Source organism: Devosia ginsengisoli, from assembly GCF_007859655.1.
In the GTDB taxonomy this organism is placed as follows: domain Bacteria; phylum Pseudomonadota; class Alphaproteobacteria; order Rhizobiales; family Devosiaceae; genus Devosia; species Devosia ginsengisoli.
In genome coordinates this window covers 1,534,904-1,559,020 of record NZ_CP042304.1, presented here as the reverse complement: position 1 = coordinate 1,559,020, position 24,117 = coordinate 1,534,904, and the positions used below count along the sequence as shown (strand labels likewise).

28 protein-coding genes and 1 tRNA gene are annotated in these 24,117 nt (G+C 62.1%); 17 read left to right on the top strand and 12 right to left on the bottom strand.

Annotated features, from left to right (window positions below; translation table 11 throughout):
• Positions 1 to 340 precede the first annotated feature (340 nt).
• The 6 genes from FPZ08_RS07795 (at position 341) to FPZ08_RS07765 (ending at position 7,492) form a co-directional block, all read left to right on the top strand.
• On the top strand, positions 341 to 940 hold the full coding sequence (locus FPZ08_RS07795; RefSeq protein ID WP_146289451.1) for a histidine phosphatase family protein: 600 nt from the start codon (positions 341 to 343) through the stop codon (positions 938 to 940).
• A 217-nt stretch (positions 941 to 1,157) separates the two neighbouring features.
• Positions 1,158 to 2,582, top strand: a complete 1,425-nt coding sequence (locus tag FPZ08_RS07790) for a PAS domain S-box protein (RefSeq protein WP_146289450.1) — start codon at positions 1,158 to 1,160, stop codon at positions 2,580 to 2,582.
• A 521-nt stretch (positions 2,583 to 3,103) separates the two neighbouring features.
• Positions 3,104 to 3,874 carry a LacI family DNA-binding transcriptional regulator gene (locus FPZ08_RS07780; RefSeq protein WP_186767244.1) on the top strand — a complete coding sequence of 257 codons (771 nt, stop codon included), beginning with the start codon at positions 3,104 to 3,106 and terminating at the stop codon, positions 3,872 to 3,874.
• Positions 3,875 to 4,379: 505 nt separating this feature from the next.
• Positions 4,380 to 5,351 (top strand): glycosyltransferase family 2 protein, encoded by a 972-nt coding sequence (locus FPZ08_RS07775; protein ID WP_146289447.1) that lies wholly within the window; start codon positions 4,380 to 4,382, stop codon positions 5,349 to 5,351.
• Positions 5,348 to 6,037 carry a methyltransferase domain-containing protein gene (locus FPZ08_RS07770; protein WP_146289446.1) on the top strand — a complete coding sequence of 230 codons (690 nt, stop codon included), beginning with the start codon at positions 5,348 to 5,350 and terminating at the stop codon, positions 6,035 to 6,037. The genes FPZ08_RS07775 and FPZ08_RS07770 overlap by 4 nt, the downstream gene beginning before the upstream one ends.
• Positions 6,038 to 7,492: a hypothetical protein gene (locus tag FPZ08_RS07765; protein ID WP_146289445.1), complete on the top strand. Its 1,455-nt coding sequence runs from the start codon at positions 6,038 to 6,040 to the stop codon at positions 7,490 to 7,492.
• A gap of 139 nt (positions 7,493 to 7,631) precedes the next feature.
• Here the strand turns inward: FPZ08_RS07765 and purS are convergent, their stop codons facing one another.
• Both purS and purC read right to left on the bottom strand, forming a co-directional pair.
• On the bottom strand, positions 7,632 to 7,874 hold the full coding sequence (purS, locus tag FPZ08_RS07760; protein ID WP_146289444.1) for a phosphoribosylformylglycinamidine synthase subunit PurS: 243 nt from the start codon (positions 7,872 to 7,874) through the stop codon (positions 7,632 to 7,634).
• Between the two features lie 22 nt (positions 7,875 to 7,896).
• A complete protein-coding gene (gene purC, locus FPZ08_RS07755) occupies positions 7,897 to 8,661 on the bottom strand; it encodes a phosphoribosylaminoimidazolesuccinocarboxamide synthase (protein ID WP_146289443.1) in 765 nt (254 codons plus the stop codon).
• Between the two features lie 218 nt (positions 8,662 to 8,879).
• On the opposite strand from purC, the gene FPZ08_RS07750 reads away from it, so the two are divergent.
• Positions 8,880 to 9,203, top strand: a complete 324-nt coding sequence (locus FPZ08_RS07750) for a DUF1476 domain-containing protein (RefSeq protein WP_146289442.1) — start codon at positions 8,880 to 8,882, stop codon at positions 9,201 to 9,203.
• A 63-nt stretch (positions 9,204 to 9,266) separates the two neighbouring features.
• Here FPZ08_RS07750 and FPZ08_RS07745 read toward each other — a convergent pair whose 3' ends face one another.
• From FPZ08_RS07745 to FPZ08_RS07715, 7 genes are all read right to left on the bottom strand, one after another.
• Entirely contained in the window at positions 9,267 to 9,548 is a 282-nt protein-coding gene (locus FPZ08_RS07745; RefSeq protein ID WP_146289441.1) for a DUF1344 domain-containing protein, read from the bottom strand.
• 226 nt (positions 9,549 to 9,774) lie between these two features.
• Positions 9,775 to 10,182, bottom strand: coding sequence for a GNAT family N-acetyltransferase (locus FPZ08_RS07740; RefSeq protein WP_146289440.1), 408 nt, complete (start codon positions 10,180 to 10,182; stop codon positions 9,775 to 9,777).
• Entirely contained in the window at positions 10,179 to 10,730 is a 552-nt protein-coding gene (locus FPZ08_RS07735) for an RBBP9/YdeN family alpha/beta hydrolase (protein WP_146289439.1), read from the bottom strand. Before FPZ08_RS07735 ends, FPZ08_RS07740 begins: the two co-directional genes overlap by 4 nt.
• The gene (locus FPZ08_RS07730) at positions 10,727 to 11,137 is read right to left on the bottom strand and encodes a GNAT family N-acetyltransferase (protein ID WP_146289438.1); all 411 of its coding nucleotides are present in this window, start codon (positions 11,135 to 11,137) and stop codon (positions 10,727 to 10,729) included. Before FPZ08_RS07730 ends, FPZ08_RS07735 begins: the two co-directional genes overlap by 4 nt.
• Complete coding sequence (gene purB / locus FPZ08_RS07725; RefSeq protein ID WP_146289437.1) at positions 11,137 to 12,471, bottom strand: adenylosuccinate lyase; 1,335 nt, start codon at positions 12,469 to 12,471, stop codon at positions 11,137 to 11,139. Before purB ends, FPZ08_RS07730 begins: the two co-directional genes overlap by 1 nt.
• A gap of 30 nt (positions 12,472 to 12,501) precedes the next feature.
• Positions 12,502 to 13,182 (bottom strand): ribulose-phosphate 3-epimerase, encoded by a 681-nt coding sequence (rpe, locus tag FPZ08_RS07720; protein WP_146289436.1) that lies wholly within the window; start codon positions 13,180 to 13,182, stop codon positions 12,502 to 12,504.
• A gap of 98 nt (positions 13,183 to 13,280) precedes the next feature.
• Entirely contained in the window at positions 13,281 to 14,108 is an 828-nt protein-coding gene (locus FPZ08_RS07715; protein WP_146289435.1) for a hypothetical protein, read from the bottom strand.
• Positions 14,109 to 14,938: 830 nt separating this feature from the next.
• On the opposite strand from FPZ08_RS07715, the gene FPZ08_RS07710 reads away from it, so the two are divergent.
• Both FPZ08_RS07710 and FPZ08_RS07705 read left to right on the top strand, forming a co-directional pair.
• Complete coding sequence (locus tag FPZ08_RS07710; protein WP_146289434.1) at positions 14,939 to 15,673, top strand: cytochrome c biogenesis CcdA family protein; 735 nt, start codon at positions 14,939 to 14,941, stop codon at positions 15,671 to 15,673.
• A 113-nt stretch (positions 15,674 to 15,786) separates the two neighbouring features.
• A complete protein-coding gene (locus FPZ08_RS07705) occupies positions 15,787 to 17,034 on the top strand; it encodes a GNAT family N-acetyltransferase (RefSeq protein WP_146289433.1) in 1,248 nt (415 codons plus the stop codon).
• Here FPZ08_RS07705 and radC read toward each other — a convergent pair.
• Together radC and map are read right to left on the bottom strand one after the other, a co-directional pair.
• Positions 17,026 to 17,766 carry a RadC family protein gene (radC, locus tag FPZ08_RS07700; protein WP_146289432.1) on the bottom strand — a complete coding sequence of 247 codons (741 nt, stop codon included), beginning with the start codon at positions 17,764 to 17,766 and terminating at the stop codon, positions 17,026 to 17,028. The genes FPZ08_RS07705 and radC overlap by 9 nt on opposite strands.
• Positions 17,763 to 18,596, bottom strand: a complete 834-nt coding sequence (map, locus tag FPZ08_RS07695; protein WP_146289431.1) for a type I methionyl aminopeptidase — start codon at positions 18,594 to 18,596, stop codon at positions 17,763 to 17,765. The genes radC and map overlap by 4 nt, the downstream gene beginning before the upstream one ends.
• 125 nt (positions 18,597 to 18,721) lie before the next feature.
• Here map and FPZ08_RS07690 point away from each other — a divergent pair, with 125 nt between their 5' ends.
• The 7 genes from FPZ08_RS07690 (at position 18,722) to FPZ08_RS07660 (ending at position 23,065) form a co-directional block, all read left to right on the top strand.
• Entirely contained in the window at positions 18,722 to 19,495 is a 774-nt protein-coding gene (locus FPZ08_RS07690; RefSeq protein ID WP_146289430.1) for a competence/damage-inducible protein A, read from the top strand.
• Between the two features lie 119 nt (positions 19,496 to 19,614).
• Positions 19,615 to 20,112, top strand: coding sequence for a xanthine phosphoribosyltransferase (gene gpt, locus FPZ08_RS07685; protein WP_146289429.1), 498 nt, complete (start codon positions 19,615 to 19,617; stop codon positions 20,110 to 20,112).
• A 72-nt stretch (positions 20,113 to 20,184) separates the two neighbouring features.
• Positions 20,185 to 21,624: a phage minor head protein gene (locus FPZ08_RS07680; RefSeq protein WP_146289428.1), complete on the top strand. Its 1,440-nt coding sequence runs from the start codon at positions 20,185 to 20,187 to the stop codon at positions 21,622 to 21,624.
• Positions 21,611 to 22,264: a hypothetical protein gene (locus FPZ08_RS07675; protein WP_146289427.1), complete on the top strand. Its 654-nt coding sequence runs from the start codon at positions 21,611 to 21,613 to the stop codon at positions 22,262 to 22,264. Before FPZ08_RS07680 ends, FPZ08_RS07675 begins: the two co-directional genes overlap by 14 nt.
• Before the next feature lie 36 nt (positions 22,265 to 22,300).
• Positions 22,301 to 22,386 (top strand) — tRNA-Leu (locus FPZ08_RS07670).
• Positions 22,387 to 22,400: 14 nt separating this feature from the next.
• Positions 22,401 to 22,781, top strand: coding sequence for a RidA family protein (locus FPZ08_RS07665; RefSeq protein ID WP_146289426.1), 381 nt, complete (start codon positions 22,401 to 22,403; stop codon positions 22,779 to 22,781).
• Positions 22,781 to 23,065 (top strand): ASCH domain-containing protein, encoded by a 285-nt coding sequence (locus tag FPZ08_RS07660; protein WP_146289425.1) that lies wholly within the window; start codon positions 22,781 to 22,783, stop codon positions 23,063 to 23,065. The genes FPZ08_RS07665 and FPZ08_RS07660 overlap by 1 nt, the downstream gene beginning before the upstream one ends.
• Here the strand turns inward: FPZ08_RS07660 and FPZ08_RS07655 are convergent.
• A complete protein-coding gene (locus tag FPZ08_RS07655; RefSeq protein ID WP_146289424.1) occupies positions 23,062 to 23,733 on the bottom strand; it encodes an RluA family pseudouridine synthase in 672 nt (223 codons plus the stop codon). The genes FPZ08_RS07660 and FPZ08_RS07655 overlap by 4 nt on opposite strands.
• 154 nt (positions 23,734 to 23,887) lie before the next feature.
• Here FPZ08_RS07655 and FPZ08_RS07650 point away from each other — a divergent pair, with 154 nt between their 5' ends.
• The gene (locus FPZ08_RS07650) at positions 23,888 to 24,070 is read left to right on the top strand and encodes a CsbD family protein (protein ID WP_146289423.1); all 183 of its coding nucleotides are present in this window, start codon (positions 23,888 to 23,890) and stop codon (positions 24,068 to 24,070) included.
• Positions 24,071 to 24,117 lie beyond the last annotated feature (47 nt).

Below are 24,117 nucleotides of genomic sequence, written 5' to 3'. Positions count from 1 at the left end.
AAACGCCGGGGCTTTTTTTGCGTTCACCGCTCAGATATTTTCGTTGGTACCTGCGGAGTCGCTGGAAAGATGGCCGCTTGATCGTTCCCAATGGGGTTACGCGCAGCGACGATCAATTCCCCAGTTAGGACCCGTCTTAGCAACCGACCATTTTCTGGTTTCAGGAAGCGGCGAAGCTGACCTCAACGGTCGTAGCGGGGTCGGCTGCTGACCGGCTCCTTGGGGGTGGATAGCGATCCGTCCGATATCGAGTGCAGAAGTCGGCTTAGCGCCAATTGCGGTCCTTATTTGATCATGCGATTGTCTGTTTGTATCAAGTTGGTCTGTGAGAAATATTCGCATGTGTACTATCTACTTGTTGCGCCATAGTGAAACTGTTTGGAACACTCTTGGGCGGTTTCAGGGTCAAAAAGATTCACCCCTTACATCGCTAGGCATCGCACAGGCAGATTTTGTCGCTGGCGTTCTTTATCGTGAACTTTCTGAACAAGAACAGGCTTTTGAGATGCAAATAAGCCCTCTCGGAAGAACCCGCGAGATGGCAGGCAGGATCCAACGCATGCTTTCACTTGCCAGCTCCGAAGATGTCCGGCTCATGGAGGTCACGGTTGGCTCATGGGACGGAATGACCAAATTTGAAATCGAATCCGAGTTTCCTGGCTATCTTGACGGTTCTGACGCTTTCGATTGGTATTTCCGATCGCCTGACGGTGAGAGTTTCGACGATGCTTGTAACCGTGCTAAAGCTTGGATTGCAGATACAGGGCGTCCGACGATAGCTATATCACACGGACTGTTCGGCCGAATTGTTCGGGGCGTCTACGCAGGCCTATCGAAACGAGAAATGTTGGAACTTCCGGTCCCACAGAACGGCTTCTATCGTCTTCATGACGGTATATTTTTCTTTGTGGACGGCTCATCCGTTGCCACCTCGATATAAGGGCCTAGCGGCCACTTAGGCTGGAAGCAGCACCATGCGGGCGAAGCGCAAATGTCCGAAATGGGGTCGCTAGCAGAAGGGCAGGTTTGACGTCTGTCCCAAGTCGGTCGACACTGGTTCGGTTCCTTGGGAAAGGGCGAACGGGCACTGCAGCCTTAGTCTTCACCTTGACAATTCGGTGGTGCTAACTGACGGTCAGTGGCATACATTTATAGCCATGAAACAGGCCCCAGCCTCCGCTAAATTATTCCGCTCTATGCTCCCCTTGGGTGCACCCGGGCGGCAGCTTGAAGAGTTGCTGGAGGCGCTGCCTGCCGCGATCTACACCACCGACGCAGCGGGGCACATCACATACTACAACGAAGCTGCTACCGCGCTTTGGGGTGTTCGTCCCGAGCTTGGCAATAGCGAGTTCTGCGGTTCATGGAAACTCTTCTGGCCAGATGGCACACCCCTGCCGCACAACGAGTGCCCAATGGCCTTGGCGCTCACGGAACGGAGGCCCAATCGGGGACTGGAGGCCGTTGCCGAACGTCCTGATGGCACACGGGTCCATTTCCTTCCCTATCCCACCCCGCTATTTGACCGTGCTGGCAACCTCATTGGCGGGGTGAACATGCTGATGGACATTACCGCGCGTCACCAGGCCGATGCCGCAGCACAGCAACTTGCCGCAATCGTGGAAGCATCAGACGATGCCATCCTCTCGAAAGACCTCAACGGCGTTATCACCAGTTGGAACAGGGGAGCGGAGCGGCTTTTCGGATACCTAGCGGACGAGATAATCGGCCTGCCGGTGATGGTTCTCATCCCTGCTGATCGGCAACACGAGGAGCCGGACATTCTAGCCCGCATTCGACGGGGCGAGCGCATTGAACATTTTGAGACTATCAGGCGGCGCAAGGATGGAAGCCTAGTCGAAATCTCATTGACGGTCTCGCCCATCAAAAATCCGCAGGGCAAGGTTATAGGGGCGTCCAAGATTGCTCGCGACATAACCGACCGCAGGCGTGCCGAAGAGCAGCAGCAATTGCTCCTCGAGGAGATGAACCATCGGATCAAAAACCTGTTCGCACTGGCCAGCAGCGTGGTTACTCTCAGTTCACGATCTGCAGACAGCGTGGAGGGCCTTGTAGAGGCGGTGCGCGACAGGTTGAATGCGTTGTCACAGGCCCACGCCTTTATCCTACCAAGAGGACCGGGGGATGCGCCTCTAAACGAGCAGTCAACGACCCTGCACACTTTAATCCGAATGGTTCTGCAGCCCTACAACGATCAGACCGACGATGGACGAGAGCGGGTCTCGATCAACGGGGCAGACGCTGTCATTGTGGGTCCATCCCTGACCGGCCTTGCGTTGCTCGTGCATGAATTCGCAACCAACGCCGCCAAGTACGGGGCTTTCTCATCGCCCGAGGGCTATGTGGACATCAACTGTGAGGTAGTAGAGGAGCAATTCATGCTCACTTGGATCGAACGGGGCGGACCACCCGTGACACCCGCTGAAACAGCGGGATTTGGGAGCCAGATCGCGCGCGCCACGGTTGAGCGGCAACTAGGTGGTGAGATGTCCCGCCGTTGGGACACCGAGGGCCTGACGATCCGACTTTCGATCTCGCGAGACAGCCTCTGCGGACAGTAACGGCCCGTAGACCCAATCAGAGATATTGACGGGATTGGCGAGGATCAAATGCGCCTTGAGGTCCGGCAATTCATCGCGGTGGAAGCTGCCCTCATTGTTCCAGCGATGCCAGCATCGATCCCTGCACGGCAGGCTCGTAGGCAGACGCCGCATCGTGTGGTTCAGCGGTCGAGGGCGGAAACGCATCCTGCCGTGCTTTCCGGTACTGCAGAAAGCGTCTTGCTGCACTGGCGACCACGTTCTCCGCCAAGCCTGGTCTGGGGCCTCGGAATACCGACCTGGGCCACGGCCGGTTCATTGGCCTCCTGCCTAGAGCACTGCACGCACCGCTGCCTGGCCGAGTTAGGGGCGCCGAATCTGTTCTATCCAAGAATATGCCAGGTGACGATTGAGCAGTCAGAGTTCAGATATGACGCTCTGGCGGTACTAAGGATCATTCCGCCAAATGCATTCCTGGCCCGAAAATCCATGAGCAGATCGTGTCGATTGTTCGGATGCACCGGTGTGACCCTGGTTTCGACATGCTCGAAGCTACCGGGGTCGTGCAGCGAAGCTTTACCGACGATGCCACCCTGCCGGGCCGCTTGGTGGACAACGCCGCCGGCTTCATTCTCGTCGGGCCGCAGGACAACGCGATGATCGAGGCGGCGCGCGTGACCGGTATTCCCTGCGTTCGCATTGGTCCTGCGCCCCATGCCCTCTATCCCATGGATCAGGTCGGGGCCGCCGATCGTGAGGCGATGGCTGTCGTTGCGGACCATCTGCTGCGCTTGGGACATCGTGCCTTTGTTTATGTGCATGGACGCCCGGGTTATCCCGGCCGCATCGATCGACTGCAGGGGTTTGCGGCGGCAATTGCCAAAACCGAAGGGACCAGCCTGCGTGAACTCTCCTTCCCCGACGACGACGAGGCGGGCGATTTCCGCACCCTGATGGAGCCGCTGCTCGCCGCAGATTTCCAACCGACGGCGTTTTTCTGCGGCAATGACGGGGTCGCTGTCACCGTCCTCTCCGAGCTGCTGCGGCTGGGCATAAAGGTGCCTGAACAGGTTTCGGTCGTTGGCTTTGCCGACTACCCCATCGCCGCCCGAGTTTCCCCCCGCCTGACGACCATTCATTCCCCGCATCGGGAGATGGGCGCGGCTGCAGTCCAGATCATCCGTGCCAGGATGGAGCAACCCCCAGAGGGTGCCGACCTGCCCCCTATGCGGCTCGACCTGGTGGGACGATTGGTAACGCGTGAGTCGACGGCCGCGGCTTCGAATAGTGCGGCCGTCTGGGAACCCCTGTGACGCTGCTCGAACTGTCTGCCTAGGTCATCAACTGTGGTTGCTGGAATGGCCGCATAGGGTGCATATCTGCCGATAAATTGAGTGATCGAGATGGCGGCTTCCCACCCCTCTTGAGCCACCCGCACAGCCTCTCGTGACGGCAGCTTTTAGGAAATCGCTGTGGGTGGGCGCAAAGCTGCCGCGTGGTTCAACCCGCTGGTGGCATTCATGCACACGCAATCTGACGAGAGCTACCAATTGTGCGCAGAAACTCAACTTGCCAGTCTAATAATAACATTAAAAATCAACGGTTTAGCAAAGTCGACTCAGTCTCGCTGGAAACTGGCGCATTTCGACTCAGTCTTGATGACCAAATCGGACTCAGTCTTAGAGCGCCCAGCCAAAGTTAGCACGGTTTAGGCGACTCACTCTTGGGCGCGGCGAATAAAAGGGACGTGGGCGGGACCGAAGTTAAACGCGGATTAAACTTTGAAAGCGAAGGTAACCGCGGGCTTCGGGGTGCGAAATGGGCGAGATAATCTACAGTTTTGTCATCCCGGTTTACAATGAAGAAGCCGTCATTCCGCTGCTTCTGCGTCGCTTGGAACGGCTGCTGGCCAAGGTGGACGGGCCGGCCGAAGTCATCTTCGTCGATGACGGCAGCAGCGATTCCAGCCCGGTCTTCCTTGCCAATCTCGCGCGCGAGAATGATCGCTATTGCTACCTGCGCCTGGCACGAAACTTCGGCCATCAGATCGCCATCACCGCTGGTCTCGAGGCAGCGCGCGGCCAGGCCGTCATCATCATGGATGCCGATCTGCAGGATCCGCCCGAAACCGTCCTCGCCATGATCGCCAAGTGGCGGGAGGGCTATGAGGTCGTTTACGCGCAGCGCATTTCCCGTGCTGCCGAAAGCCCGCTCAAGCGCGCGACCGCGCATCTGTTCTACCGGCTGATCAACCGACTGGCGGCGATCGACATTCCGCACGATGTCGGCGACTTCCGGCTGGTAGATCGCGCGGCGGTCGATGCCTTCCTGCAATTGCCGGAAACCAATCGCTATGTGCGCGGCATGTTCGCCTGGATCGGCTTCCGCCAGGCGTCGGTGCCCTATGAGCGGGAAGCGCGGGCAGCAGGCGTCAGCAAATACCCGCTGCGCAAGATGCTGAGCCTTGCCGCCAGTGCCATTATCAGCTTTTCCGACGCACCTCTGCGGCTTGCCATCTGGGCCGGGGCGATCGTCTCGGCAGGCTCGCTCACCTACGGTATCTACGTGCTGTTGCGGGCGCTGTTCTGGACGGACGGACTGGTCGATGGCTGGGCGTCCACCATCGTGGTGATTTCTCTGCTCTGCGGCGTCAACATGCTGCTGACCGGTGTCGTGGGGCTTTATGTCGGCCGCATCCATGCCGAAGTGAAGCGGCGGCCGCTCTATGTCGTCTCCCGCAAGATCGGTTTCGAAGCGGAAGAGACGGCCGGGAAGCGGGCGAGCGCATGAGCGACGCGCAGTTCGACGAAATCCAGGCCGGCTACGAGAGCATAGTCGAGGAGTCGATCAGCTTTTCCGGCCTGCGGCATGATTTCTTCATGGCGGCCAAGGCCGACCTGCTGTCCAGGATCACGCGCCGGCATTTCGCCGATTCCGATGCGCTCAGTCTGCTCGATATCGGCTGCGGCGTCGGGCGGCTGCATCCCCATCTGCAAGGCATGTTCGGTACGATCACCGGCTGCGACGTATCGGACAAATCGGTGGAGCGGGCGCGGCGCGAGAATAGCTTCGCCCGCTATGACACCAGTGCCGACGATGTGTTGCCCTATGCCGATGGGCAATTCGATATCGTGCTGACGGTCTGCGTCATGCACCACGTGCCGCCAGCCCAGTGGCAGGCCTTTCTTCGCGAGATGCGCCGCACGGTGCGGCCGGGCGGGATCGCGGTGGTGATCGAGCATAATCCGTTCAACCCGCTCACGCGGCTGGCCGTGGCCCGCTGCGCATTCGACGCCGATGCGGTCCTGCTGTCGCAGCGTCGTACACGCCGCACCATGTTGGAGGCCGGCTTTTCCGATGCCTCCATCGAGAACTTCCTTTTCCTGCCCACCGCGGCGCCATGGGCGCGACGGCTGGAGAGTTTCCTCACCAACCTGCCTTTGGGTGCTCAATACGCAGCCATCGGGGTCGTCTAGATGCCGCTTGCCCTTCGACTGGCGGTGGCGGCGGTCATCCTGCTGGCCTTCGCCATCCAGATGGTGGGTGGGCTCAATCCCGATGTCTCGTGGCTGTTGACCGTCGGCGAGCGCATGCTGGCGGGCCAGCACCTTTATATCGACATCTACGAGCTCAATCCGCCGATGTCGGCGCTGCTATACCTGCCCTTCGTGGCGCTGGCCCAGGCCATCGGCGTGCCGGCCGAACCCATCGTGGTTGCTGCGGTGCTGCTGCTGGCTGTGCTTGCTCTGGCAATCGGCACTGCCATCCTGCGCCGTGGCGGGCTGGTGTCGAATACGGGCACCTGGTGGCTCGTCGCCAGCACTGCCCTGACCACTCTGCCGGGCCAGAATTTCGGCGAACGCGAGCATATTGCCGTCATCCTGCTGCTGCCGCTGCTTGCCGTCAGCGCCTTGCGCAGCACCGGCCGGACACCGGCCTTTGCCCATATGGCGATTGCCGGGCTGGCTGCAGGCCTGGTCATGACCATCAAGCCGCATTTCGCCCTGCCGATCCTGCTCGTTGCTCTCTACAGCGCATTCAGGGCTCGGTCCTGGCGCGCTATCTTCAATCCGGAGCATGTGCTGGCCGGACTGGTGCTCATCGCCTACTGGCTTACCGTCTGGGTCTGGTTCCCGAGCTTTTTCAGCACCATGCTGCCTTTGGCCTCGACCGCCTATCTGGCGGACCGGGCGTCGCTGGTCTCGCTGGTGTTCGGACTGCCGCTGGTGCCGATCTGGCTGCTATTGGCCGGCCTTGTGCTGCTCTACCGGCGCGAGATGGTCAGCGGCCCCAATGGCCAATATGTCGCGGCGGCCTTGGGCTTCTTTCTCGCCTACCTGGTGCAGGGCAAGGGGTTTGTCTATCACCTGCTGCCCACGCAACTGCTGCTCGGCCTGGTCTTTGCGCAATGCTTCGTTGATCGCAACGCGCAGGGCAGGGGCAAGGCCATTCCGATTGTACTGGCGGTATGCCTGCTGGCTGCGCCCGGCATTCACGCCATTCAGGGCAACAGCTTGCGCAATGAAGCACTGGAGGTGCTGGCGCCGCTCGGCCCCGGCCTCAAAATCGCAAACCTTACATCGCAACTGGAGATCGCCAGCCCGCTGCACCGCGACCTCGGTGGGACGCTGGTCAATTCCGGACCATGCCTGTGGATCACGCTTGGTGCCGTCAGGCAGCGCATTGCCACCACCGACCCTGCTGTCGTGCAGGAGATGGCGGCATTGGAAACCTATGAGCGAAGCCGCTTGAGGGACGATATGCTGGCCAATCCGCCCGATATCATCCTTGCCGGTGGAGACCAGTTCGACTGGATCGGCTGGGCGAGCCAGGACCCCCAGATCGCCGTCATGCTGTCCGGCTATGCGCTGCTGGCGCAGGTCGGTCCCGAAACGGGGCCGCTGCAGATCCTCAGGCGCAAAGCGCCCTGACTAGACCGGAACCGAGGCGTAAGCTGCGAAAAGCAGGCCAAGGGTGGCGAAGAACATGACCGAGAGGGAAATGGTTTTGAACATGGCTGTGTGGTCCTGCGCCAGTGCGCGGCGCGACATGAAGTATCGCCCGAAGGCGTTAATTTGAGATTTCGACCGCGTAGTTTTCGATCACGGTATTGGACAGCAGCTTTTCACACATGCTGGTGAGGGCGGAACGCGCTGCCGCCTCGTCGGTTCCGTCGAGGACAAGGTCGAAGACCTTGCCCTGACGCACCGCTGCAACACCCGAAAAGCCGAGGCTCTTGAGCGAGCCTTCGATCGCCTGGCCCTGGGGGTCGAGGACGCCGGCCTTGAGGGTGACGGTGACACGCGCTTTCATGGCAATACCCTAAACGAGAAGACTACTGGACGAGACGCGGACCGGTGGTCAGCGCATTGTCGGTTTCGACCAGGATGCCCAGGCGCTGGGCGACTTCGCGGTAGTTCTCGATCAGCCCGCCAAGGTTTTCGCGGAAGCGGTCCTTGTCCATCTTGTTGCGGGTCTTGATGTCCCACAGCCGGCAGCTGTCGGGGCTGATCTCGTCGGCCAGCACGATGCGCATCAGGTCGCCCTCATAGAGGCGCCCGCATTCGATCTTGAAATCGACGAGCTGGATGCCGACGCCCATGAACAGGCCGGTCAGGAAGTCGTTGACGCGGATGGCCAGGCTCATGATGTCGTCGAGCTCGGCCGGGGTGGCCCAGCCGAAGGCGGTGATATGCTCTTCGCTGACCATGGGGTCATGCAGAGCATCGTCCTTGTAGCAGAATTCGATGATCGAGCGCGGCAACTGAGTGCCCGGCTCGAGCCCGAGGCGCTTGACCAGCGAGCCGGCGGCATAGTTGCGCACGATGATCTCGAGCGGGATGATCTCGACTTCCTTGATCAGCTGCTCGCGCATGTTGATGCGCTTGAGGAAGTGAGTCGGGATGCCCAACCCGTTGAGCCGAGTGAAGACGAACTCGGAAATCCGGTTGTTGAGGACGCCCTTGCCATCGATGATTTCGTGACGCGCGCCGTCTCCGGCGGTCGTATCGTCCTTGAAATACTGAACCAGAGTGCCGGGCTCGGGACCTTCGAACAGGATCTTGGCCTTGCCCTCATAGATTTTGCGACGACGGTTCATTGGGAATCCGGGACCGTTGGAGGAGGGGAGAATTCGGCCGCTTCATGCGCCAGAAGTGAGCAAAAATGCAAGCTCTTTTGCATGATGGACCGGGATAGCCACCCATCGCACGGTGCATAAGGTCGCAGCGCCGGACGTTGATTTGGCAAGCCAGACCCCCTATGTCGATTGGCGACGCCGAAGCGGCGACACTGACAGAGACAAGCGGGAGAGTTTGCATGAGCCAGTTCGAGGATCGGCAGAAGGGTCAGGAGGCCAAGTTCGCCTTCGACGCCGAAAAGAAATTCAAGGCGGAAGCCCGCCGCAACAAGCTGCTCGGCATCTGGGCTGCCGAACTGCTGGGCCATACCGGCGACGCGGCCAATGCCTATGCCGCCGAAGTGGTGGCTGCCGATTTCGAGGAAGCCGGCGATGAGGACGTGTTCCGCAAGGTTTCCGCCGATCTCCAGGCCAAGGGCCTCACCATCGGCGAGGACGTGATTCGCCAGAAGATGGCGAGCCTGGTGAATGTCGCCAACGAGCAGATCGCCGCCGAAGGCTGATCGCCCGCGCTGAATGAAAAGGGGAGCCGGTATTGCACCGGCTCCCCTTTTTCTTGGCGGCGATCAGCCGACGTCGATGGCCGTTACGTCATGGGCGGTGCCATCCATTTTCCAGTGTACCGTCACCTTGTCGCCCGCCTTCAGGTCCGGGGCCTTGAAACCGATCGGCAGGTAGTACCAGGAGCCGTCCGCCAGCTCGAGCGAGCGGGCCGTAGTGCTGAAGAACTTGACCGTGCCCGCCATGGTCTGGTCCCCCGTGGCGGCGGGTGCTGCCGTTGCCGCGAAGGCTGCGCCGGGAGCGGCGACAAGCAGGGCGATGAAAGCGGGAATGATGAATTTGCGCATGATGATGTCTCCATGAGACGGATCGGGCCGCGCGCGGTCCTGTTGGCCGGTTTTCGGGGGCCGTCGCGTCGCGGGCTCTCTCGGTCCCGCCGGCGTCTCCAAACCAGCGACAGGTGGTTTAGGCGCGGCTGGGCCTATCCTCAAGTTAAGAAGATTTAATGCTGCCGGTGAGCATTTTCGCCAAGATTTGGGGCAGGTCGGCGCATTTGCGGCAGAGCGATGGCGATCAGCCGATGCGCATTCCCATGCCGATGGATTCGGGCATGACGGGTGCGAAGCCGTATTTGGCGTAGAGATATTGCGCATCGCCGTCGGCAATGAGGCTCACATAGGCGCTGGCCGGGGCATGGGCGCGCAGGTGATCGACCAGCGCAGCGACAATCCGCTTGCCGAGCCCCTGGCCCTGGTGCTCGGGCTCGACCGCGATGTCGACGATCTGGAATGCGGTGCCGCCATCGCCGATGACCCGGCCCATGCCGATCGTGCTTCCATCATGCCGGATGGTCACGGCATGCCAGGTATTGGGCAGTCCAGCCTCGGCCGCCGCCTGCGATTTCTCGCTCAGCCCCGCGACCCGGCGCAGCCGGCGATAATCCTCGACGCTAGGCGTCCCTGATACCAGCTCGTAGCTCATCGCAACCTCTGCATCAGGCGGGTGAACATCAGCAGGCCCTCAGGCCAGGGGCCGTGGCCCGAGGCGAGGTTGATGTGGCCGGCCTCTCCGGCCAGATGGAAATCCGAACCCCAGCAGGTGGCGAATTCCACTGCCCGATCGACGCTGCAATAGACGTCGTTGGTGGAGGCGACCACCATGGAGGGGAAGGGGAACGGATCGCGCGGAATGGGCCGGAACGGCGCCACTTCCGGCGGTATGGCGGGGCTGAGTTCCACATCGGTCGGCGCGACCAGGAAGGCGCCGCGCACATTGTCCGGCAGGCGCTGGGCGGCATGGGCGACGGCGGAAACCGCCACCGAATGGGCCACCAGCACAACCCGCCGCGTGGTCAACCGGCAAGCCTGGTCGATGGTATCGACCCAGTCATCGAGTTCGGGCTCGTTCCAGTCGGCCTGTTCGACGATGGCGGCATTGGCCATGCGCTCGGCCCAGCGGAATTGCCAATGGCCAGGCGAACCGCCACCAAGACCGGGCAGGATGAGAATGTCGCATTCGGAAATCTTCATGAGCGATCGCTCCTCGGCCGCCAGAAACCGTTGGCTGGCTCCATGCCGATATTCCGGTAGAAACCCACGGCTTCCTCGTCGGCCATCAGCGTGAGGCCGATGCGCGGCCCGAGCAGTTCGGCGGCCTTGTCGAGAATCGCCCGGCCGATGCCTTGCCCCTGATGGCTGTCGCGCACCGCCAGTTCGGCGCAGTAGCAGATCCAGGCATGGTCGGTAATGCAGCGAGCAAGCCCGACCAGTGTGCCATCGTCATCGCGGGCGGTGACGACAAAATTGGCACCGTCGAGCATGGCCTGGATACGCGCCGTATTGGCCAGCGGCCGCCTGTCGCGCATGATCGTCTGGCCGATAACGCCGACATAGTCTTCAGCCGTGAGCCCGGTTTCCTGAGCGTAGGTGATTGCCATCACGCCTCGCCGAACACCCGCTTGAAGATCGTATCGACATGCTTGAGGTGGTAGGCATCGTCGAACATGGCGTCGATTTGTGCATCATCAAGAGTCACTTGCGGGTCCGCCTTGAGGTTCTGCGCAAACAGTCCGGCGCGGTCGCCGCGATGCTCCCACACCTTCATGGCGTTGCGCTGCACGGCGGCATAGCTGTCTTCGCGGCTATAGCCGGCCTGGGTCAGCGCCAGCAGCATGCGCTGGGAATTATGCAGCCCGCCGAGCAGGTCTAGATTTTTCCGCATGTTCTCGGGATAGACCACCAGCTTGTCGATGACGCCGGTCAGGCGGGCCAGCGCGAAATCCAGCGTCACCGTGGCGTCGGGGCCGATCATACGCTCCACCGAGGAGTGCGAGATATCGCGCTCATGCCACAGCGCGACGTTTTCCAGCGCCGGGGTCACCATGCCACGCACCAGGCGGGCAAGGCCGGTGAGGTTTTCGGTCAGCACGGGATTGCGCTTGTGCGGCATGGCCGAGCTGCCCTTCTGGCCGGGCGAAAAGAATTCCTCGGCCTCCAGCACTTCGGTGCGCTGCAGGTGGCGGATTTCGATGGCAACGCGCTCGATGGAACTGGCGACGACGCCGAGCGTGGCGAAGAACATGGCATGGCGGTCGCGCGGGATGACCTGCGTCGAGACCGGTTCCACGCTCAGCCCCAGCTTTTCGGCGACATATTCCTCCACCTGCGGATCGATATTGGCGAAGGAGCCGATGGCGCCGGAAATGGCCGCCGTGGCGATCTCCGCCCGTGCCGCGACCAGACGCGCCCGGTTGCGGCTGAATTCGGCATAGGCTTCGGCCAGCTTGACGCCGAACGTGGTCGGCTCGGCATGGATGCCGTGGCTGCGGCCGATGGTGATGGTGTTCTTGTGCTCGAAAGCGCGGCGCTTGAGGGCGGCGAGCAGGGCATCGACATCCGCTATCAGCAGGTCCGACGCGCGGGCCATCTGCACCGAAAGCGTGGTGTCGAGAATGTCCGAGCTGGTCATGCCCTGATGCACGAAACGGGCATCGGGCCCGACGATCTCGCTGAGATGGGTCAGGAAAGCGATGACGTCATGCTTGGTGGTGCGCTCGATCTCGTCGATGCGGGCCACGTCGAAACCGTAGTCACCTTTCTCGGCCTTGCGGGCATTCATCACGTCCCAGATGTTCTGCGCCGACTCCTTGGGCACCACGCCGAGTTCGGCCAGCTTGGTGGTCGCATGCGCCTCGATCTCGAACCAGATGGCGAACCGCGTCTCGGCAGACCAGATGGCGACCATTTCGGGGCGGGAGTAGCGCGGAATCATGGGCTTGGGCTTTCCGGTTCAGAATTTGAGTCAGGCGAGGCGGCTCGAAGCAGCATTGCGGATGGCTGATATACGCGGGCCATAGGTCGCGGCGTCATTGCCGCGATAGACGGAGGAGCCAGCGACGAACACATTGGCGCCGGCCGCCGCGACGTCGCGGGCATTGTCTGATGTAATGCCACCATCGACTTCGAGATCGATAGGGCGATTGCCGATCAGCGCAGCGGCCTGCCTGATCTTGGCAAGGCTCTGCGGAATAAAGCTCTGGCCGCCAAAGCCCGGATTGACCGACATGATCAGCAGCAGGTCGATGTCGCCGATGACGTTTTCCAGCGCCGAGACAGGCGTCGCCGGGTTGATCGCCACGCCAGCCTTCTTGCCCTCGGCCCGGATGGCCTGCAGCGTGCGGTGCAGATGCGGGCCGGCTTCGGCATGGACGGTAATGATATCGGCGCCGGCCTTGGCGAAGGCCGCCACATAGGGATCGACCGGCGCGATCATCAGATGCACGTCGAAGGGCTTGGCGGTGCGCTTGCGCACCGAAGCCATGACCAGCGGGCCGAAGCTGATATTGGGCACGAAATGCCCGTCCATCACATCGACATGGATATAGTCCGCGCCTGCGGCGTCGATCGACGCAATCTCCTCGCCGAGCCGGGCAAAATCGGCCGAGAGAATGGAGGGAGCAATGCGGATGGGACGGGTGGTCATGGGGAGGGCACCTCAGCCGCGTGGGGAACGAGGCTGCTATAGGGCCGCAGCGGGCAGGGGGCAAGTGTGCCCCGGTTAGCTATCCGTCGGATAAGCGTTCAGAAGCGTGCCTCGTTTTCGCGCGCCAGCACGTCGAATGCGTCTGAATCAGCCGTGTAGCGCCCCGCTGCAGCGTCCCAATGATAGGTCACGGCAATCTCGTTGGTGCCCGGCTCGGGAGCGGCGTCGGAGCAGGTTTCGGCATGGGGCGTGGTTTCGTCGGTTACGACGACCATGATATCGGCCAGGGGCTCGGCCGCCGCCGGTTTCACATCGAGTGATTGGGTGCGTTCATAGGCGCAGAGGTTTTCGCTGAGGGTCGAGACCATGTCGATCAGTTCGAACCGGCCATCCCGTGCCAGGGTCAGGGTCAAGGTCGCGTAGCCCTGGCTGGAATTGAAATGCGTACTCTGCGTCAGCAGCAGGCCGGCATCGTCGCCGAGTGGAATATGGGCCGGTTCGAAGAAGCCGGTCCAACGCTGGGCGCCGGCATTGGCTGCGTCGAGCAGGCGCGGCACATCCGCGAGATCGAACAGCGCGAGGATGGCGATTTCGGCGACGTCATACTCCGTCGGACCGAAATCCAGCAGCAAGACCAGCCGGGAATCGAGGGGCAGGGCCGAGATGTGCAGATGCCCGGCTTCGGGCAGAGGCACGCCTTCGTCCCAGCCGGCCAGGTGCCTGATGTCGAGCGAATGGCCGCCCGTATAGGCGTCCCCGTCGAGGACAATTCCCGGCGCGACGAGTTGAACGAGATCGGCATAGGTTCCGCCGGACTGCCCCGGTAGGGGATCGGCGGGCTCGGGAGATGAAACCGCCTGGGCAAACGCCGCCGGCCCCACAAAGAGCGTCAGCACAACCAGGATCGTCGCCAATGGTTTGACCATCACAACCGCTCCGTGCCGGAAACGAGCACAGAGTAGTCGGCTTTGCCCTGCCGGCACAAGCGCCGCTGCGGCCATCGACGCGCGGTGGAACGTGGCACCATCCCACCCCACCCCCGATGTCATCCCGGCCTCGAGCCGGGACCCAGGCCGAGGCACTATTGGGGACGACCACCGGACCCACCCTCCCCCTTGTGGGGAGGGGAAGCGAGATAGGACTTAGCGCCAGCTAAGTCCGTGATCGAGCAGGGTGGGGGTGTCGAGCGCTCCAGTAACTCGGAGTCTGCGGAACCCTCGACACCCCCACCCTCATTCCCTCCCCACAAGGGGGAGGGAGGCGCATGACCACGTTCCGAGTTTCACTCGATGCTTTCGCAAGCACCGGCCAGGCTTCCCTCCCCCTTGTGGGGAGGGAGTGAGGGTGGGGGTAAGCCACACGCACAGACCTATCCATCTTATCCCCCTCCCCAAAATCGCGCGTATCCTCCACCCATCCTCCGCATGGGCGGCCTGCAGGCGAACAGTGGCGGAAGGCGCCGGGTGCGGCTTCGCTGCTCGCACAGGTCCGAGTCCGGGCGGAAGCGTGTGCGCGACCCCCGTACTGCTCCAAAAACCGGCACCCCGAGACGGCGAGCGTCTCACTAAAAATTATCTCAGAGACGTAAGCCGTCTCGGGGTCCGCCCACCCGCGGCCGCACTTGCGGTCCGCATCCGACAACCGCATCACAGGCGGCGCTTTGCCATGGCGATCACAAAGCGGCGATGCGACACTGGGCGCGTTGCTTTGTCAGTCCGAGGCGGTACAACCACCGCGCAATAGGAGCGTCGGCCTCGTGGAATTTTCTCTGCCATTGGTATTCGGCGCAGGCGTGCTGAGTTTTCTCAGCCCTTGCGTGCTGCCGCTGGTGCCGCCCTATCTCACCTATATGAGCGGGGCGAGCTTCGACCAGTTGCGCGCCGATGATGCCGGTGCCGCCGCTTTGCAACGGCGGGTGGCCTTCACCTCGCTGTTCTTCATTCTCGGCTTTGCCGTGGTCTTCGTCACGCTGGGTGCTACGGCCACCGCTTTCGGGCAGGCCTTCCGGCAGGCGCTGCCGATCCTGACGCCAATTGCCGGCGTGCTGATCATCGCCATGGGCCTGCACTTTCTCGGCGTCTACCGCATCGGCCTGCTGGACCGGCAATTGCGCCATCAGGGGCCGGGCATGGCCAGCGGACCGCTTGGCGGGTTCCTGCTGGGACTGGCCTTTGCCATTGGCTGGACGCCCTGCATCGGGCCGGTGCTGGCCGCGGTGCTGTCGGTTGCCGCCAGCCGTGACACGGCGTGGGAGGGGGCCGGTTTGCTGGGCATCTATTCGCTCGGGCTGGGCGTGCCGTTCTTCCTGGCCGGTATTGCCATCGGGCCGTTCCTGACCTTCTTCCAGGGCTTCAAGAAGCATCTGCATACGGTCGAGCGCGTCATGGGCGGGCTGCTGGTGGTGACCGGCGTGCTGTTCCTCACTGGCAATTTCACGCGCCTGTCCTACTGGTTCCTCGAGACTTTCCCTGTACTGGCAACCTTCGGCTAGCGGTAAGTCCAGCTTAACCTTCAAACGTTTTTGCGCTGCATAACGATTTGCGCGTGAGATGTTGAACTTGGGTTTACTTCGCCTGAGGCAGAGTGCACTCCCAAGGAGTTCTCATGCCTGCCTTTGAAATCACATCCCCGTTGCTCGACAATCGGGCTGTCACCGGCGGCGAGCCAATGGCCAGTCGGGTGGCCGGCGAAATTACTGCCGAGATCACCGATGACCTTGAAGCGGTGGAAGCAACCTGGCGGCGTTTGCAGGCCGGCGGCATCGAGTCGCCCGGCCAGAACTTCGACTTCATTCACGCCTGGCTGCTCCACCACGGCATAGCGCGGGCAGACCAGCGCTACGTGGTGGGATATGTCGATGGCGAGGCCGTGGCGCTGCTGCCGCTGCACCGCAAACGCGTCAATGGCGTGCCGGTCTTCACCTGGTTTCCGGGGGCCAATGTCGGCTGCTATGCGCCCGTCTCCAGCTATGGCCGCCTTGCCGCCCTCGACCCGCTATCACGCAGCCTGCTGTGGAAGACCATGTTCAGCCGCCTCGAAGGCGGTGACGTGGTCTATCTCCGCTCAATTCCGACCGAGGTCGGCGGCTATAGCGGGCTGTTCGATGAACTGGGCGATACCCTGGCTGTCGAAACGCTCTATCGTTCGGAATATTCCAGCTGGGAAGAATGTGACCGCCTGCAGCGGAGCAAGTCGCGCCGCAAGCATGACCGGCAGCAGGGTGATCGGCTCAACGCCATGGGCGCGGTGAGCTTCGAGGAAGTGCGCAATGGTGGCGACACTACCTGCGCCATCGAGACCATGTTCATCCAGCGCTCGGCACGCTTCAAGGCCATGGGGATCCGCGATACCTTCGTGCGCGACGGGCTGATCGGCTTCTACCACGACCTGGCCAAGGCCGGGTCCGGCGTCGATGTGCGGCTGCATGTGCTGCGGCTCAACGGCGATATAGTCGCGGTGCGCTACAATGTGGTCCACAATGACCGCATGTTCTGCCTCATCTCCTCGATGAGCGACGATCCTGCGATCCAGAACGGGTCGCCGGGCAAGCAGTGCCTGCTGCGGGTGATGCAGACCGTGTTCGACCAGGGCATGAGCGTGTTCGACATGGGCAGCGGCTTCACCGACGAGAAGCGGCATTGGTGCAATGTGCAGGCGCCGCTGCGCCAGCACTATATCGGGCTGACGCCGCAAGGCGCGGTCATCGTCAAGGCGCACCGGGTTTTCCAGCAGACACGGGCCGCCATCAAGGCCAATCCGCAGCTCAAGGCGGCGATACGCAGCGTGCGGCAGACGTTCGACCGTCTCACCGGCACGAACCACCCGGCGGCCGCCACGGAGAAGTCAGAGTAGCTTGAGGCCGCGCAGCGAGGCGTGGCCCGACTTCCCGATAATGATGTGATCGTGCAAAGTTATCCCCAGGGGCTTGGCTATGTCCGATATTTCCCTGGTCATCCGCACATCTGCCGATGACGGGGAGGGATCGCCGGACGGATGGTTGTGCACCAGGATCAGCGCGGTGGCCGAAAGCTCCAGCGTCCGCTTGATGACCTCGCGCGGATAGACCGGGGTGTGATCGACGGTGCCGGTCTGCTGCACCTCATCGGCGATCAGCCGGTTTTTCTTGTCGAGAAACAGGATGCGGAACTGCTCGATGGTTTCGAAGGCCATCTGGCTGCGGCAGTAATCGATCAACTGGCTCCAGGAGCCGAGGATCGGTTGTTCGTTGTCGATCCGGTCACGCCCGAAGCGGGCAGCAACGGCCTGGATGACCTTGATATGGGCGACCGAGGTGGCGCCCAGCCCTTCCACCTTTTCCAGCCGCGCCTGGCTGGCATTGAACACGCCGGAGAAGGAACCGAATTCGCGCAGCAGCGCCTTGGCCAGGGCCTTGGTGTCGCGACGGGGAATGGCCAGTTGCAAAGCCAGTTCGAGCAATTCGTAATCTTCCAGCGCGTCACCCCCGACCTTGAGGAAGCGTTCGCGCACGCGCTGGCGATGGCCGGCATGGTCGTCGGCCTGCTGGGGGATGTCCGGCGCCGGATAGCTGGCTTCGGCGAACGCGTCGCGCCGCTCCTTGCTCATGCTGCCCGCACGGCCATGGGGTTGAACAGCCCGCCGGGCGACAGCGTAAAAATCTCGCAGCCGGTTTCGGTGATGCCGATGGAATGCTCGCACTGCGCCGACAGGGTGCGGTCGCGGGTGACAGCGGTCCAGCCGTCGGACAGGATTTTCACATGCGGGCGGCCGAGATTGATCATCGGCTCGATGGTGAAGATCATGCCGGGCTTCAGCGGGACGCCAGTGCCCGGCGTGCCGAAATGCATGATATTGGGCTCATCGTGAAACAGCTTGCCCAGCCCATGGCCGACGAAATCGCGCACCACGCTCATGCGTTCGCCCTCCGCCACGGCCTGGATGGCGGCGCCGATATCGCCGGTGGTCTTGCCTGGCTGGGCTGCGGCAATGCCGGCTTCGAGGCTGGCATAGGTGATCTCGATCAGCCGCTCGGCCTTCCGCGAAATCTCCCCCACCGGATACATGCGGCTGGAATCGCCATGCCAGCCATCGACAACCAGCGTCAGGTCCACATTGACGATATCGCCGTCGCGCAGCGGGCGCTCGTCGGGAATGCCGTGACAGACCACGTGGTTGATCGAGGTGCAGAGCGAATGGCGGTAGCCCTTGTAGAAAATGGTGGCCGGCACGGCGCCGTTATCGCGCGCGAATTCATAGGCGACCTTGTCGATGGTGGCGGTGGGCACGCCCGGCTCGACATATTCGGTGAGAATGTCGAGCGCCTGCGCCGTCAGCGCCCCGGCCTTGCGCATGCCTTCGAAGCCTTCCGTGCCATGCAGCGGAATGACGCCGGGCGTGCGGCGGGCTTTGGCGGGGGCATCGACGAAGGTGATCATGCGGGACTCCGGAGAATTACGCTCAAATTAGTCGCTTGCCCCTGATATTGGAAGGGTGGGGCGCTCGCTTGACGCCGATATCCCGCAGGGGCATTGCTGGCAGGCAGCAAGCCACGGAATCTCCCATGCCCAGTCCAGACACCGTTACCGCCGGTCTCCTCGTCATTGGCGACGAAATCCTTTCGGGACGTACCAAGGACGTCAATATTGGCGCCACCGCCGATTTCTGCACCGATCTGGGGATCGACCTCAAGGAAGTGCGCGTGGTCAGCGACGAGACCGACGATATCGTCGATGCCGTCAACGCCCTGCGCGCCCGCTACACTTATGTGTTCACCACTGGCGGCATCGGGCCGACGCATGACGACATCACCGCCGACGCCATTGCCAAGGCGTTCGGGGTGGCCTTGCCGATCCATGCCGAGGCCCGCGCCATGCTGGAAGCGCGCTGGAGGGAAACCGGCACCGAGGTCAACGAGGCCCGGCTACGCATGGCGCGGATTCCCGAAGGCGCTTCGCTCATCGTCAACTCCGTCAGCGCCGCGCCGGGCTTCCGCATCGGCAATGTGCATGTCATGGCCGGCGTGCCTGTCATCATGCGGGCCATGCTCGAGGCGCTGGTGCCGGTCCTCAAGGGCGGCAAGAAGGTCCTGTCGGTGGCCGTCAGGGCCGCGGTGGGCGAGGGGACTTTGGGCGGGCCGCTCGGCGCGCTGCAGGCGCAATATCCTGACGTCAAGATGGGCAGCTATCCTCAGATGGGCAAGGATCGGGTGATGACCGAGCTGGTGCTGCGCTCGTCCGAGGCCGCCCGCCTGGAAGAAGCAGCCGGCAAGGTGCGCGAAATGGTAACCGAGGCGCATCGCAAGGCCGGTATCGCTCTGCCTGATGACGCTTACTGACCCGCGCACTTGCTGGGCATAATCGCGCACGGCGATTGGCGCGGTGGCTAGGGTTTGCTAAGCACGACGCTTCTCATTCATCCCGGCGCTGGGGCAGCGCCGGCCCAGGAGCTCCCACCGTGAACAATCCGAACCAGAAGTCGTTCCCCGTCACCTGGGACCAGTTCCATCGCGACAGCCGGGCGCTGGCTTGGCGGCTGGCGGGCATGGGCACGTTCGACGCGGTTGTCGCCATCGCCCGCGGAGGCCTAGTGCCAGCCGCCATCGTGGCGCGCGAACTCAACATCCGCACGGTCGAGACCGTGGCCGTCAAGAGCTACGATCACCAGAACCAGGGCGGCATCCAGGTGCTCAAGCCCATCAGCCAGCCGATCCTCGACGTGGCGAAGAATGGCGGCAAAGTACTGATCGTCGACGACCTCGTCGACACCGGCTCCACCGCCCGCGTCGTCCGCGAAATGCTCCCCGGCGCGCACTTTGCGACAGTTTACGCAAAACCCAAGGGCCGCGAACTGGTCGATACCTTCATCACCGAAGTCAGCCAGGACACCTGGATTTTCTTCCCGTGGGACCTTGATGTGGCCTATGTCGCCCCGATCAGCGGCGGGACGGACTGAGGCTCGGCCGACTTATCCCCGTCAGACAAAGCTGTGAGACCCTGAGGCCAGATTTTTGATCTGGAGCGGGGCATGGGACAGCTACCAAAAGACCTTGAGAAAAAGCGGCTGCGCCTGGAAAGCGCGGCTCGCCGTGGTGCATTTGAAAGCTACGTCCGTCACGGTCGTGTGCCCGAGGTATATGAGCGCATCGCCGCCCTGGTGAACGAGGCGAAGCGCCTTAATGCGGAGGCATCAGTCGAGTCTCTGGCTCACCGGCTCCCCGCAGGCCGCCAGACGACGCACTACACTTGGCGCACAGCGGACGACGACCGTGTTCGTACCACGCATGCGGCACTCAACGGACGCGTATTCCCCTGGATCAGCCCGCCGGCGCATGGTCATCCCGGCCACGAACCCAACTGCCGTTGCTGGGCGGAGCCCTACTATGGCGATCCTAACGTGCCCGATGCCATGCTGGCGATGGTGCGGGAGCGACGGGTCAACACCGATCCGGGTGTGCTTTGGGCGAGTATCGATACGCTGAGCCGACCGGACGGGAGCCTGGCAGCGTCGACTGTCCTATTGAACGATGGGACAAGCATCAATTCAACGTTTGCTGCTGCGAACGTGGGACACGTCGTGACGCTACGGACGGGCGAGACGGTTCGCGTCCATACGGAAGGCGGTTCCCAGACCTTCTATGTTGGCGCGGATGACGAGCCGCTCCTGCAAAGCAAATGGTCTCCGGCTGGGCCAAGGGTGGTCCGGACACGGCGGCATATGGCATTCCTCAATGACCCGCTAGACCCGCATTCAGGGCATGTCCGGCCGACCAACCAGCCGGAACCCAAACCCGTCGGCCCGGTGGTTATTCCAACTGCGGGTTTGATCGGTCTGAACATTTTGGCCTCGGGGGTGTCGGCACTCTACGAGATGTTTAGGGCCGCTCCTGAAGCGATGGGCGCGGGAGACGCCGACGCGCAGATCATCACATACAAGACTTGGACGAATGGCATTGCGCCAAACGGTGGACCGGATGACAAACCGTTGGTCGTGCCCATTTTCGTTGGAAGCCTCACGGCAGAACAGGCTCGGGACGCCTGCCCTCTCTTGCCGCAGGTCCAATCATGGACCGACCAAGCAGCATTTGCGCTGGCAGCAGATCAACCTGATTTCGGCGGTCCAAGGGCCGGCATCGCTTTGCACAACTTAGTCAAGAATAATGTTGAACAAGCGAAGCGTGATTCCCCATTCATGTATCGCGGTGTCTACACAGAGCTTTCCATTGGGGGTTCTGGTGACCTCGCTCCTTACGGGGGGGCGGGAACAAGTCGGCTGGACGTGGTCGATCTGCGACCGCCTGAGCGGCCAACTGTCATATGTGATTTTGAAGTCAAAACCGGAAATGCCCGTCTTCGGGCGGACCAATTGAATGACTACATGAGGCGTCTTGCCCAACGGTACGCTGGTGCTACGATCTATGTCATTGTCATACGGCCAAATATCACCCGTCACGATGACGACCATTAAGCAAGTCAGATCATGGACTGCGCCACTACTGGATACCGATAGCCGGTTAGTCCTGATTGGGCGCAATCTGGTCATCAAGCCGGTGCGGCATTTTGCGCGCGGCGTTTATGTCGATCGCACCGGTGATCGACTAAGGCCGCGGCTACTGTTTTACGCTGACCCTCTGTTTGCGGTGCCCAGCGGTCAGAGCGGCTTCGTGTGGAGCAGGCTGCAAAGCTGCTACAAGATAGACCAAGAAGGATTTGAGGCCGATTTCCTTGCCAATTGTCGGCTGGCGATCGAAGAACTCAGCAGGATTGACACTATTTTCGACTTCCTGGAGGCGACAAGCAAGATTATGGGGCGCCCCTTGGGTCCGGTCCCCATCTACGATTACCCAGTGCGATACGCCATCGTCTTGATAGCTTTAGGGCGGTTCGAAGAGGCCCTTTCTATCCTGAACAACGATGCCAGCGGGGCAAATTCTGCTGCGGTCCAGCATGGTCCGGCTGAAGAGTTAGGTGCGCTGGTGCAAGCGACGCGCGCCCTAGGCCGGCCGGCCATCGCGGACTTGCTGCGAAAGCAAGAGGAGCAAAAGGCCAAAGTGTGGGGAGTAGACCACCTATGGGAAAAGACACGGTTTCCATTTGAGGAACATTAGACATCGTCTTCCGCCCCATGCTACCTGCGAGCCGACGCGGGCGTGGTGGAATGGTAGACACACCGGACTTAAAATCCGGAGGGGGTAGCCCCGTGCGGGTTCAAGTCCCGCCGCCCGCACCATGGTTGGAGGCCACATGATCAAACGGATTGAAACCGGCATTGCGCCGTCGTCGTCGCCCATCAACGATGCGGTGCGGGCCGGCAAGCATCTGTGGCTGGTGGCGATTGCCGAGGATCCTGACACGGGTGTGATCGTGGAAGGCGGCATCGAGGCCCAGGCGCGACGGTGCATCCAGAATCTGGAGATCGCGGTGCAGGCCGCGGGCGGCACGCTGGCCAATCTGGTGATGGTGCAGATTTTCCTCATCGACAGCGCCGATGCGGCCGGAATGAACGCGGTCTATCGCGAATTCTTCACCACCCAGCCCTATCCGGTGCGAGCGACGGTGGTGGTCAAGGAATTGCTGGCCAAGGGCCTGCGGATCGAAATAACGGCACAGGCGGTACTGGACTGATGTTGCTCAAGCGCGAACTGCTCGAAGAGATCAAAGCCGGCAAGGTCGACCTGGTGTTCCGGCGCTGGAGCCGTCCGTCGGTCAAGTCAGGCGGGACACTCAAGACCAAGGTAGGCCTGCTGCAGATCGGCGCCATCACCGACATGGAACCTACCGATGTCAGCGAGGCCGAGGCGCGGCGCGCCGGGTTCAAGGATGTGGCCGATTTCCGCAAATGGCTCGATACGATGAAGCCGGGCCATCTGTTCCAGCGCATCGAGGTGAGTTACCTCGGCGAAGCCTAGAAGGGCGTGGGCGCGACGAAGGTCATGAATTCGCCTGTCGTCGGGTGGGTGAGCCCCAGTTCGGCGGCATGCAGTTGCAGCCGGTCGGCGGCGGCGAAACTTTCCGGGTCGGCATAAAAGGCATCGCCCAGAATCACATGGCCGATAGCCTTCATGTGAACCCGGAGCTGATGCGTGCGCCCGGTGAGCGGGTGCAGCCGGACGCGGGTGGCGTTGGCCTCGCGCTCCAGCACGGTCCATTCGGTCTGCGACGGGCGGCCGTTTTCGTAGTCCACGCGCTGGCGCGGCTTGTTCTCCCAATCGGTGGCCAGCGGCAGGTCGACCAGGCCGCTATCCTCCGCGATGATGCCGGCGACGCGGGCGATATAGGCCTTGGTGGTCTTGCGATGCTCGAACTGGCTGCCGATGCGGCCATGGGCGCGCTTGTTGAGCGCCAGCACGAGGACGCCCGACGTGTCCTTGTCGAGCCTATGGCACATGCCGGCCGTGGGCCAGGTCTGGCGGGCACGATATTCGATGCAGTCCCACAGCGACGGGTCCTTGCCCGGCACGCTCAGCAGGCCACTCTGCTTGTCGACGACAAGCATGTCGTCATCGACATGGAGCACGTTGAGATAGGGCTCGAGCGGGGGATGGTAGTCGAGCAAGGTGGGCATGGGTCCGGGCATGGCGCGCCGTGTAGCAGACCATTGCGGGTTTGGCCAATGCCGGCGGGGTTGCGCTTTGACCGGCCGATATTTTGTACGACATGACAGCAATTTAACGGAACATCCCGCGAGCTTGGCCGTTGCTCATGGCGACACCAGCCCCAAGGAGGCAGTCATGCACAAGGATGAAATCAAAGGCGCCGGCAAGCAGGTCAAGGGTGCCCTCAAGGACGCCGCCGGCGGCTTGACCGGCAATGAGAAGCTGCAGGCCGAAGGCAAGCTCGACAAGGCTGTCGGCAAGGTTCAGCAGAAGGTCGGCGAGGCCAAGGACGCAGCGCGTGACGCGCTCAAGCGCTGAGCCATACGCTGGAATTGAATGAGGGCCGTCCCATCGGGGCGGCCCTC

Coding starts and splice junctions, on each gene's coding strand:
- purS (WP_146289444.1), bottom strand. CDS start 7,874: ATGAAAGCGCGTGTCACCGTCACCCTCAAGGCCGGCGTCCTCGACCCC.
- FPZ08_RS07750 (WP_146289442.1), top strand. CDS start 8,880: ATGAGCCAGTTCGAGGATCGGCAGAAGGGTCAGGAGGCCAAGTTCGCC.
- rpe (WP_146289436.1), bottom strand. CDS start 13,182: ATGACCACCCGTCCCATCCGCATTGCTCCCTCCATTCTCTCGGCCGAT.
- FPZ08_RS07655 (WP_146289424.1), bottom strand. CDS start 23,733: ATGCCCGGACCCATGCCCACCTTGCTCGACTACCATCCCCCGCTCGAG.
- FPZ08_RS07705 (WP_146289433.1), top strand. CDS start 15,787: ATGCCTGCCTTTGAAATCACATCCCCGTTGCTCGACAATCGGGCTGTC.
- purB (WP_146289437.1), bottom strand. CDS start 12,471: ATGATTCCGCGCTACTCCCGCCCCGAAATGGTCGCCATCTGGTCTGCC.
- FPZ08_RS07765 (WP_146289445.1), top strand. CDS start 6,038: ATGCCGCTTGCCCTTCGACTGGCGGTGGCGGCGGTCATCCTGCTGGCC.
- purC (WP_146289443.1), bottom strand. CDS start 8,661: ATGAACCGTCGTCGCAAAATCTATGAGGGCAAGGCCAAGATCCTGTTC.
- FPZ08_RS07740 (WP_146289440.1), bottom strand. CDS start 10,182: ATGAGCTACGAGCTGGTATCAGGGACGCCTAGCGTCGAGGATTATCGC.
- FPZ08_RS07795 (WP_146289451.1), top strand. CDS start 341: ATGTGTACTATCTACTTGTTGCGCCATAGTGAAACTGTTTGGAACACT.
- FPZ08_RS07665 (WP_146289426.1), top strand. CDS start 22,401: ATGATCAAACGGATTGAAACCGGCATTGCGCCGTCGTCGTCGCCCATC.
- FPZ08_RS07770 (WP_146289446.1), top strand. CDS start 5,348: ATGAGCGACGCGCAGTTCGACGAAATCCAGGCCGGCTACGAGAGCATA.
- FPZ08_RS07650 (WP_146289423.1), top strand. CDS start 23,888: ATGCACAAGGATGAAATCAAAGGCGCCGGCAAGCAGGTCAAGGGTGCC.
- FPZ08_RS07715 (WP_146289435.1), bottom strand. CDS start 14,108: ATGGTCAAACCATTGGCGACGATCCTGGTTGTGCTGACGCTCTTTGTG.
- FPZ08_RS07780 (WP_186767244.1), top strand. CDS start 3,104: ATGCTCGAAGCTACCGGGGTCGTGCAGCGAAGCTTTACCGACGATGCC.
- FPZ08_RS07730 (WP_146289438.1), bottom strand. CDS start 11,137: ATGGCAATCACCTACGCTCAGGAAACCGGGCTCACGGCTGAAGACTAT.
- FPZ08_RS07790 (WP_146289450.1), top strand. CDS start 1,158: ATGAAACAGGCCCCAGCCTCCGCTAAATTATTCCGCTCTATGCTCCCC.
- FPZ08_RS07690 (WP_146289430.1), top strand. CDS start 18,722: ATGCCCAGTCCAGACACCGTTACCGCCGGTCTCCTCGTCATTGGCGAC.
- FPZ08_RS07675 (WP_146289427.1), top strand. CDS start 21,611: ATGACGACCATTAAGCAAGTCAGATCATGGACTGCGCCACTACTGGAT.
- FPZ08_RS07660 (WP_146289425.1), top strand. CDS start 22,781: ATGTTGCTCAAGCGCGAACTGCTCGAAGAGATCAAAGCCGGCAAGGTC.
- map (WP_146289431.1), bottom strand. CDS start 18,596: ATGATCACCTTCGTCGATGCCCCCGCCAAAGCCCGCCGCACGCCCGGC.
- FPZ08_RS07745 (WP_146289441.1), bottom strand. CDS start 9,548: ATGCGCAAATTCATCATTCCCGCTTTCATCGCCCTGCTTGTCGCCGCT.
- FPZ08_RS07735 (WP_146289439.1), bottom strand. CDS start 10,730: ATGAAGATTTCCGAATGCGACATTCTCATCCTGCCCGGTCTTGGTGGC.
- FPZ08_RS07775 (WP_146289447.1), top strand. CDS start 4,380: ATGGGCGAGATAATCTACAGTTTTGTCATCCCGGTTTACAATGAAGAA.
- radC (WP_146289432.1), bottom strand. CDS start 17,766: ATGAGCAAGGAGCGGCGCGACGCGTTCGCCGAAGCCAGCTATCCGGCG.
- FPZ08_RS07680 (WP_146289428.1), top strand. CDS start 20,185: ATGGGACAGCTACCAAAAGACCTTGAGAAAAAGCGGCTGCGCCTGGAA.